Origin of the sequence: uncultured Frigoribacterium sp. (assembly GCF_963515265.1) — a bacterium.
In the GTDB taxonomy this organism is placed as follows: Bacteria; Actinomycetota; Actinomycetes; order Actinomycetales; family Microbacteriaceae; genus Frigoribacterium.
On record NZ_CAUPYL010000097.1, the window covers coordinates 1 to 9,365 of the forward strand.

Genomic DNA, 9,365 nt, shown 5'->3' on the forward strand with positions numbered 1-9,365 from the left:
GCCTTGGCGGCAGCTGCGGCGGCGGCGGCCTGGCGGTCGGCCTCGGACGCGGCGGCCTGGACCGTCTGCGCGGTCGTCGCCGTCTCGGCCACGCGGGCGGCGAGCGTGTCGGAGTCGAGGTTCTCGTAGTCCGCGAGCGAGGCGACCGAGGTCTCGAGCGCGCTGGCGTCGACCTTGTCCTTCGTCGAGCTCACGACCTGCGAGGCGATGTCGATCGTGGTCTTGGCCTGGGCCTCGGCGAGCGAGTCGGCGATCGCCGCCTCGTTCTGCTTGACGCTCTCGGCGTGGGCCGCGGCGACGGCCTCGGCCGACGGGGCACGGTTGACGAAGGCGAATCCGGTGCCCGCGACGATCGCGACGGCGGCGACCGCGGTCACTCCGACGAGGCGGCGGCGGCTCGCGCGGCGACGGTCGGCGGCGATGGCCCGGCGCGTCAGCGGCGCGGCCGCGGTGCCGGTGGAGCCGTCGGTGACGGAGCGGGTGGTGCTGGCGGTGCTGGTGCTGCGGGTGCCCTCGGGGGCGGGGGTGTTCTCGGAGGTCATGTCGTCCCATTGCTCGGCCGGCCTGCTCGGCGCGCCTCGGTCAGGGGCACGTCGACTCACCTCTGCGCCTCGGGTGCGCAGCACCGCGGGAGGCGCGGTGGACGACGGCACGGCCGGGGAGTCGGTCCCGGAGGCGGCCCGGCCGTTCCGCCCAGGGGCGGACCGGTCGACCGGCAGGTGCTGTCGAGGTGACGGGTCGGTGTCGGTTCCAGCGGGGCCTCGGGGCCCGGCACGTCCACCCAGCGCTGCCGGGGGGTACGGGCGGGCGCGGGCGAAGCGACGAGCATGCACCACGAGCCTGAGTGTCCCCGCAGAATCCGGGATCGCCGCTCGGTCTGGACCCCTCGAGAGTTGCCAGTTGGCGGGGTCTCCCCTGGTTCAGGGGCCCGCGAAGCGGCAAGTCGAGGGTCATCGTCGCCCGCAGGAGGCGCCTCCTCAGTCCTCCGTCACGGTGCGGCGACGGCGGCTCGGGCGACGGGAGACGACCAGGGCCGCCCCTCCGGCGACGAGCAGCGACAGCCCCATCAACAGCACGCCGCCGAGGTCGGAGCCGGTGAATGCGAGGCGCTGCGCGGTCAGGCCGGTGAGCACCTGCTCGGAGCCGCCCGGCGCGAGCGTGAACGTCGTGCGCACGCCCGTGCTCGGCCGGGTGCCCGCGGGGACGCCGTCCATCGACACCGTCACCGTGTAGTCGCCGCCGGGCAGACCGCCGACCGACCAGGTGCCGTCGGGTCCGGTCGTCGCGACCATCGTGACCGGGCCCTCGGGTCCGCTCCAGACGATCGTGACGCCGACGCCTCCGACGCCCTTCTCGCCCGGGTCGCGCACTCCGTCGCCGTCCTCGTCGTCGAACACGACGCCTCCGACGCTGGCCGTGCCGCGCACCACGAAGTCGACGTCGAGCTGCTGCTCGCCGGCCTCCAGCTGCACGGTGGCCGCCGTCGGGGTGCCGCCGTCGAGGTCGGAGCCCGGCACGGTGCCCGCGGGCAGGGTCGACGGGTCGTAGCTGACCCGCACCGCCCCGGCCGGGAGACCGCCGACGGTCCAGGAGCCCGACGCGTCGGTCGTCCGCGTCAGCACGAGGTCGTCCGCGGTGTCGAGGGCTCCGTCGGCACCGGCGAGGCGCACGGTGACGACCACGCCTCCGACGCCGGGCTCGTGCGGGTCGCGCACGCCGTCGCCGTCCACGTCGAGCCAGACCGAGTCGCCGAGCGACGCGTCGGCACGGAAGCCGAAGTCCTGGTCGAGGTCGGCCTCACCGGCCGCCAGCGTCGTCGTGCTCGTCGGCACGGAACCGGAGCCGCTGCCGGCACCAGGGCCGGAGCCCGAACCAGCACCAGCACCAGCACCAGCACCAGACTCGGACCCGGCCCGCGTCGTCGTCAGCCCGACGGGCACGCCGCCCGTCAGCTCGACCCGGAACTCGCCCGCGGCGAGGTGCTCGACCAGCCAGCGGCCCCGCTCGTCGGTGACGGCCGTCTCGACCCGGTCGTCGGGCGAGCCGAGCACGCCGTCGACGCCGGCCCAGGTCAGGGTCACCGTGACGCCGGGGATCCCGACCTCGTCGGCCCCCTGACGGCCGTCGCCGTCCTCGTCGAGCCAGACCGTGTCGCCGATCGAGCCCGCCCCGGCGAAGCCGAAGTCCTGGTCGAGGTCGACCACGCCGCCGACCAGCTCGACCGCGCTGCGGCCGTCGGCCGATGCGTCACCCGCACCGTCCGACCCGCCCGTGGCGTCCGCACCGTCCGCGTCGCTGCTCGGCGTGAGCCCGGCGGGCACGCCGCCGACCACCGCCACCGTCCAGCGACCGTCGGGCAGGCCGTCGACCCGCCAGGAGCCCGCGGCGTCGGTCGTCGTCGTCAGCACGACGTCGTCGCCGCCGCCGGCCACGCCGTCGGGGCCGAGCCAGGTCAGCTCGAGCTGCACGCCGGGCAGGCGCGGGTCGCCGGCCGAGTCGGTCCCGTCCCCGTCGCGGTCCCAGGAGACCGTGTCGCCGAGGGCGTTCGTGCCTCGGTAGCCGAAGTCCTGCACCAAGTTCGACGCGCCTCCGGCGATCTCGACCTGCGAGACGTTCGGGGCACCTCCGTCGGGGTCACCGGTGTTCACCGCGGCGAGAGCCACGCCGCCGTCGACCGACACCCGGTAGCGGCCGTCGGGCAGCAGGGTGACGAGGTACGAACCGTCGGCAGCCGTCACGGTGGAGAAGAGCTGGTCGTCGGCGGTGTCGAGCAGGCCGTCGGGGCCGGCCCAGCGCAGCGAGACGGGCTGGCCGGGCACGGGCTGCTCGTCCGCCGAGCGCACGCCGTCGCCGTCCGTGTCGAGCCAGACCGAGCTCCCCACGGAGGCGCCGCCCGCGAACGCGAAGTCGGCCGTCCGGTGCGCCGTGGCGACCGGCAGCTCGATCGTCGTGACCCCGTCGGGGCTGGGGTCCTCGTCGCGCACCAGGCCGAGCCCGGCGGGCACGGAGGCACTGTCGACGCCCACGCGGTAGCTGCCCGCGGGCAGGCCGTCGACCAGGTAGCTGCCGTCCGTCGCGGTGACGGCGCCGAACACGGCGTCGTCGGCCGTGTCGAACCGGCCGTCGGGGCCGGCCCAGAGCACGTCGACCCGCACGCCGCCGAGGCCGCGCTCGTCGTCGTCGAGCACGCCGTCGCGGTCACGGTCGAGCCAGACGACCCGACCGACGCTGCTGTCGCCGCGCAGGCCGAGGTCGGCGTCGTCGACGGTCGTCCCGGTCCGGGCGACGACGACGGTCGTGGCCAGGTCGAGGTCGGCGTCGCGTTCGTGCACCGACGACAGGCCGGGCAGCAGCGTGCTCCGGTCGACCACGACCGAGAACGAGCCGAGGGGCAGCGAGCCGACCGACCAGGCCCCGGAGGCGTCCGTCAACACCGAGGGCAGCGCCACGTCGTCCGCGGTGCCGGCCGTGCCGTCGGGCCCGGCCCACGTCACCGTGACGCGCACGCCGGGCAGGCCGGGCTCGTCGCTCGTCTGCAGGCCGTCGCCGTCGCGGTCGAGCCAGACCCGGTCGCCGATCGTCGAGTCGCCGCGGTAGCCGAAGTCCTGGTCGAGGTCGACGGAGCGCTCGCTCGAGAGGGAGGTGCGCGAGACCCCGTCGGCCGGGCCGACGGCGTCGTGCGTCGGCACGAAGCCGGGGGCGACGCCCGAGGTCACGGCGACCGTGTGGTCGCCGTTCGGGAGGTCGCGGACGAGCCAGTCGCCCTCGTCGTCGGTGACGGCGGTGAAGACGAGGTCGTCGGCCGTGCCGAGCACGCCGTCCGCGCCGAGCCAGGTGACCGTCACGCCCACGCCGCGCAGGCCGGGCTCACCGGGCTGCTGCGTGCCGTCGCCGTCGACGTCCCACCACACGCGGTCGCCGATGCTCGAGCCGACCTCGTAGCCGAAGTCGGCCGTCAGGTGCGGGGCGTCGCCGGCCGCGAGCACGACGCGCGTCGTGCTGTCGCCTCCTGCGGGGTCGGTGGAGGTGTCGGTGTCGGTGCCGTCGGTGGTGCCGTCCTCGTCGAAGCTCGAGGTCGCGCCCTCGGGCAGCGCGCCCGTGACGGTGACCCGGTGCTCACCGGGCAGCAGGTGGTCGACGAGCCACGAGCCGTCGGCGCCCGTGACCACGGGGACGACCGCGTCGTCGGCCGTGTCGAGCTCGCCGTCGGCGCCGGCCCAGGTGACCGTCAGCCGGACGCCCACGAGCCCCTGCTCGCCGTCGTCCTGCACGCCGTCGCCGTCGCGGTCGAGCCACACGCGGTCGCCGATCGCGCCGGTGCCGCGCCAGCCGGTGTCCTGGTCGACGACCTGCTGGCCCGCGCCGAGCACGAGCGTGCTCGTCGCGGTGCGGCCGCCGAGGCCCGAGACGCCGGCGGGGCCGGACGCGAGCAGGTAGCCGGCGGGCAGGCTGCCGACCTTCACCGAGTAGGTGCCCGCGGGCAAGCTGCCGACCGACCACGCGCCGGTCTCCGCGTCGCTGTCGCGCTCCCACTCGACGTTGTCGTCCTCGGTCGAGAGGTCGCCGTCCTGGCCGGCCCACGTCACGAGCACCTCGGCGCCGCCGATGCCGGGCTCGCCCGCGCCCTGGCGGCCGTCGCCGTCGCGGTCGGCCCAGACGAGATCGCCCATCGAGCCGCTGCCGGCCCAGCCGAAGGAGGCGTCGGTGCGGTCGGCGCCCTCGGCCAGCGTCAGCACGGCCGAGCCCGCCGAGGCCACGCCGTCGAGGTCGTAGCTCGCCACGAGGCCGGCCGGCAGGGTCGCGGGGTCGACGTCGACCCGGTAGCTGCCGCCGGGCAGGTGGTCGACCTTCCACGAGCCGTCGGGGCCCGAGGTCGTCGGGTGGCGCTCGTCGTCGGCCGTGCCGAGCACGCCGTCGGCGCCCGCGAAGACGACGGTCACGCCGACGCCCGAGAGCCCGGGGTCGCCCGCCGTGCGGACGCCGTCGCCGTTCGCGTCGAACCAGGTCGAGCCCGCGAGCGAGGCCAGGTCGACCTCGACGCCGACCGTGTCGGCGTCCACGTCGTGGTAGGTCTCGTAGTCGCGGCCGTCGGCCGGCTGGTCGGCCACGCCCGCGTACGACGCCACGTCGGCCGTGTTGGCGAGCTCGGGGCCGGCGACCTCGTCGGCCGAGCCGAGGCCGGCGGGGACGGTCAGCCGGTAGACGATCGTACGGGTCTCGCCCGGGGCGACGGGGCCGTCGATCGTCCAGCTGCGGACGGCGCCGGTGACGGCGCCCGCGCCTCCCTCGACCGGGGTGAAGCCCGTGAAGCGCGTGTCCGGCGCGTCCGTGACCTGCACGTCGTGGGCGGGGCCGGTGCCGACGTTGGTCACGGCGACGCGGTAGGTGAGAGTCTCGCCGGGCACGGCGCGGCGGGTGTCGGCGTCGCCGACCTGGCCGTCGACGCGCTTGTCGAGCACGAGGCGCGGCTCGACGACGGTGACGGCGGCGGTCGACGCGAGGCTCGTGTAGTCGTACGAGGCCGCGAGCGGGCGTGAGGCCGGCTTGCCGTCGATCTTGTCGGTCTTGTCGAACGCGACCTGCGCGACGTTGGTCAGCACCTGGCCCGACGTCGTCGCCGCCTGCGCGTACGCGGTGTACTCGAGGTGCACGACGCGCTCGGCCGCGGCTGCCGTGACGTCGCCGAGCCAGAAGCCGATCGTGCCCGTGCGCGGCGTGCCGAGCATCGACGCGGTGAGCGACGGGTCGCAGGAGGCGCAGCTCACGGCCGTGAGGGAGCCGAAGGCCTGGCCGGCCGGCAGCGTGTCGTGCACGGTCACGTCGTAGGCGGAGACGCCGGCGGGGATGCGCACGTCGAGCGTGTAGGTCGTCAGCTCACCGGTGGTGCGGCTGGTCGTGGCCGGGTCGGCGAGGGCCTTGACCACGGACAGGGAGGGGCCCGTCACGGTGTCCTCCGCGGTCGCGGAGTACGAGCGCTCGCCCTCGACGGCGCCGTCGAGCGAGCTGCCCACGGCCGTGGCGACGTTGCGGATGCGGGTGTCGCCGACCGTCTCGTCCACGGTCGCGCGGAAGGTGAAGTCGGCCGGTGAGGCGCCGCGAGCGACGTCGATCTCGGGGAACGTGATCGTGCGGCTCGACGGCTCGTACGTGCCGCCGTCGACCCAGGTGAGCCCTTCGGGCAGCACGTCCGTGACGACGACGTCGTGCGCCGTGGAGACGTTCGTGCCGGCGGGGTTCCGCACCCGGAGCGAGTACGTGACCGCCTGGCCGACGACGACCTTGCCGCCGACGGCGTCGTCGGTCTTGGCGAGGGTGAGGGCGGGCTCGACGACGGTGGTGGTGACGGCGGCGCTGGGCTGGGTGAACGTCGGCGCGCTCGTCGTCGCGCCCGCGCGCCACCACGTCAGCGCGGCGGTGTTCGTGAACACGGTGCCCCGGGCGACGGCAGGACTCGTCGACGAGTCGACGACCGTGGCCGTGATGGTGAGCACCACCACGTCGGCGTCTCCCCGCTCGCTGACGTAGGCGCCCTGCGAGTTCGTCGGGAGGTCGTAGGACACGCGCTGGCGGAGGCGGTTCGCCGAGGCGACCGACGCGGGGACGGCGGGACCGCCGTTGATGCTCGCCGTGGGCACGCCGACGACCTGGAGACCCTGGGGGAGCTGGTCGACGATCGACGGCGCGACGCCGGCCGACGAGCTGTAGAGCGAGACGCCGCCCGGGATGGTCGTCGTCACGCGGTAGGTGATCGGGGAGCCGATCGGCGCGGTCTTCACGTCGCTGCTCTTCTCGACCGTCGGGATCCCGGCGCGGACGGTGGCGGTCGCGTCGGCACGCGCGGCGTTGGTCGTCGTCAGCGCGGGGTCGACGTTGTTCGCGGGCGTGTAGACGAACGGCGTGCCCGTGTTCGTGGCGTCCTGGTACTGCCGCACGCCCGCCGTGTTCGCGAAGGTGTCCGAGGCCGCGATGCCCGCGGGCACGGCGACCGAGTACGTGAGCACGAGCGTGCCGTTGGTCGTGCCCGACTTCGCCGGCACGGTCAGGCCCGCCCAGTCGATCCGCGAGTGCGGGGCCTCGTCCGTCACCGCGCCTCCTGCGGTGACGGCGCTGACCTGGCCGGCGGTCCAGCCGGCGGGCAGCAGGTCGCGGACGCTGACCTCGGTCGCGGGCGCGCGGCCCGAGTTCGAGACCGTGACCGTGTAGTCGACCGTGTCGCCGCCCTGCACCGTGGTCGGCCTGGCGGTCTTGGCCGTCGTGAGCTGCGGCTCGGTCCAGACCGCGTCGGCCTGGTCTCGGAGCTGGAACACCGCGCCGGCCGTGTTCTCGAACGTGAGCTTGGCGAGGTTCGAGGTGATGTCCCCGTCGGCCGCAGCCGTCGGGTCGCTGATGGTCGAGGTGACGATGGCCTGGAACACGTTGCCCGAGGCCTCGTCGGGGAGGCTCCAGGTGATGACGCCGCCGTCGGACAAGGCGTCCGGACGAGCGGCCGTGTGGCCCGCGCCGTACACGGCGCCCACGAAGGCGAACCCGGCGGGCAGGAAGTCCTTCACCGTGGTCGACACCGTGTTGAGCCCGACCGGGAACATCGCCTCGATCTTCCAGCAGACCGTGTCGCCGGGGCCGTACGAGGGGGCTGCGCCGCCCTCGGGCACCCAGGAGGCGGTGGTGCAGTCGGCCGTCGTCTGCGGCACCGCGACCTGCTTGGTGAGCACGACGGCGGCGGCCTCCTGGCCGGCGGACGAGTCGTCCGGGGTCGCCAGCACGTGGGTGCGCAGGGCGTCGGGCGTGCTGCGTGCGTCGACGAGGGTCGACGTCGAGGTGAGGTCGACGCGGTTGGTCCACGAGTCCTCGGCGGCGACCGGGCCGACGCCGCTGCGGTACGAGCCGAGCGTGGTCGTCGTGAAGTCGATGGTGAAGGCGCCGTTCGGGGCCGTGAAGGCGGGCACCGTCCAGGTGATCGCCTGGGTCCAGGGGCTGGCCGTGCCCGGGGTGGTCGAGACGGGTGCGAAGGCCGTGCCCGACTGGCGGTGCGTGGCGGAGCCCGCGTCGTACGACAGGCCGTCCGGGATCGTGTCGACGACGGTGAGGTCTCTCGTGCCCTGCGCGTACTCCGAGGTGGCGATCGCGAGGTGCCAGTTCGTCGTGGCGCCCTGGCGGATCGAGCCCTGGTCGTCGCCGCTGACGCCGCGGCTCTTGACGATCCGCACGTCCTCGGCGGTGACCGTCGCGGTCGCGGACGAGGTGTACACCGCACCGGCCCAGGTGCCCGACGTCGTGGCGCTGTTCGTCAGCGGCTGCTCGTCACGGGTCTCGGTGCCGGTGTTGTTGTCGAGGTTCGCCGTCGAGAGACCGGTCGCGCCCGCGGCGGGCGCGCCGGCGGGGAACAGCTCGTTCTCGCGGAGGGGCACCGCCGCCGCGTAGCGCAGGGTGGTCGTCGCCCCGGCGGCGAGGTCGCCGAGGCCGGTCCACTCGACCCGCGTGTACACGCCGAGGGCGAGCGGGCCGGTCGCGCCGTCCGGGTCGACCCGGACCGTGCTGACGCTCGAGGGCTCACGGCAGAGGCCTGCCGTGTCGGGCAGCGGCCGGGAGTCGAGGCGGGGCGCGCCCGGGTACTCGACGGTGCCCGGGGCGCTGTTGTCGACGCTCGCGCAGCCGAGGAACTCGAGGCCTGCAGGCAGGAAGTCGACGATCGAGAAGCCAGTCGAGCGGCCGACCCTGTTGTTCGTCACCGTCAGCGTGTACGTCGTGGGGTGGTCGTGCACGCCGCGGAGCAGCTCGCCCTCGGGGCTCGAGTCCTCCCTCTTGTCGAGCTTGAACGGCACGAGCGTCGTCGTCGAGCCGGCGGTCGCGCTCACGACGGCCGGGTCGGCGACGGGGTCCCCGCCGGGGCTGCCCGCGGGCGTGCCGGCCGCCGTGAACTTCGGCAGGGTCCGCGCGGCCGAGCTGACGAAGGCGGCGCCCGAGGTCGTCACGACGGCCCCGACGGCCGCGGTGCTCGTGTACGAGTAGGTGTAGGCCACGGTGACCCCGGCCTGCAGGTCGGCGACGTTCGACCAGATCAGCTTCGTCGTGCCGTTCGCCAGCTTGACGACACGGCTCGGCGAGCCGAGGCCCGCGTCCGCCGAGGCGAACGTCGCGCCGTCCGGGATCACGTCGGTCAGGGTCAGGTTGTAGCCGGGCGTCGTCGTCGCGTTCGAGGCCGTGAGCGTCACCGCCACGGCGTCGCCGACGAGGGTGCTCGCGGGGGCGGACTCGGTGAAGGTGACGGCGAGCCCGTCGGCCGCGCGGGCGGCGGTCGGGGCGACGAGGGCCGGGACGGCGAGCCCCGCGAGCACGACGGCGACCGCGAGCAGGAGGCGCCAGAG

1 protein-coding gene and 1 pseudogene are annotated in these 9,365 nt (G+C 75.0%); both read right to left on the reverse strand.

What is annotated here, in order from left to right; all coding sequences use genetic code 11:
• Window positions 1–542: pseudogene (locus RWM17_RS09115) on the reverse strand (hypothetical protein); the annotation flags it as partial.
• 435 nt (window positions 543–977) lie between these two features.
• On the reverse strand, window positions 978–9,335 hold the full coding sequence (locus RWM17_RS09120) for an SdrD B-like domain-containing protein (RefSeq protein WP_314102927.1): 8,358 nt from the start codon (window positions 9,333–9,335) through the stop codon (window positions 978–980).
• Window positions 9,336–9,365: the final 30 nt, after the last annotated feature.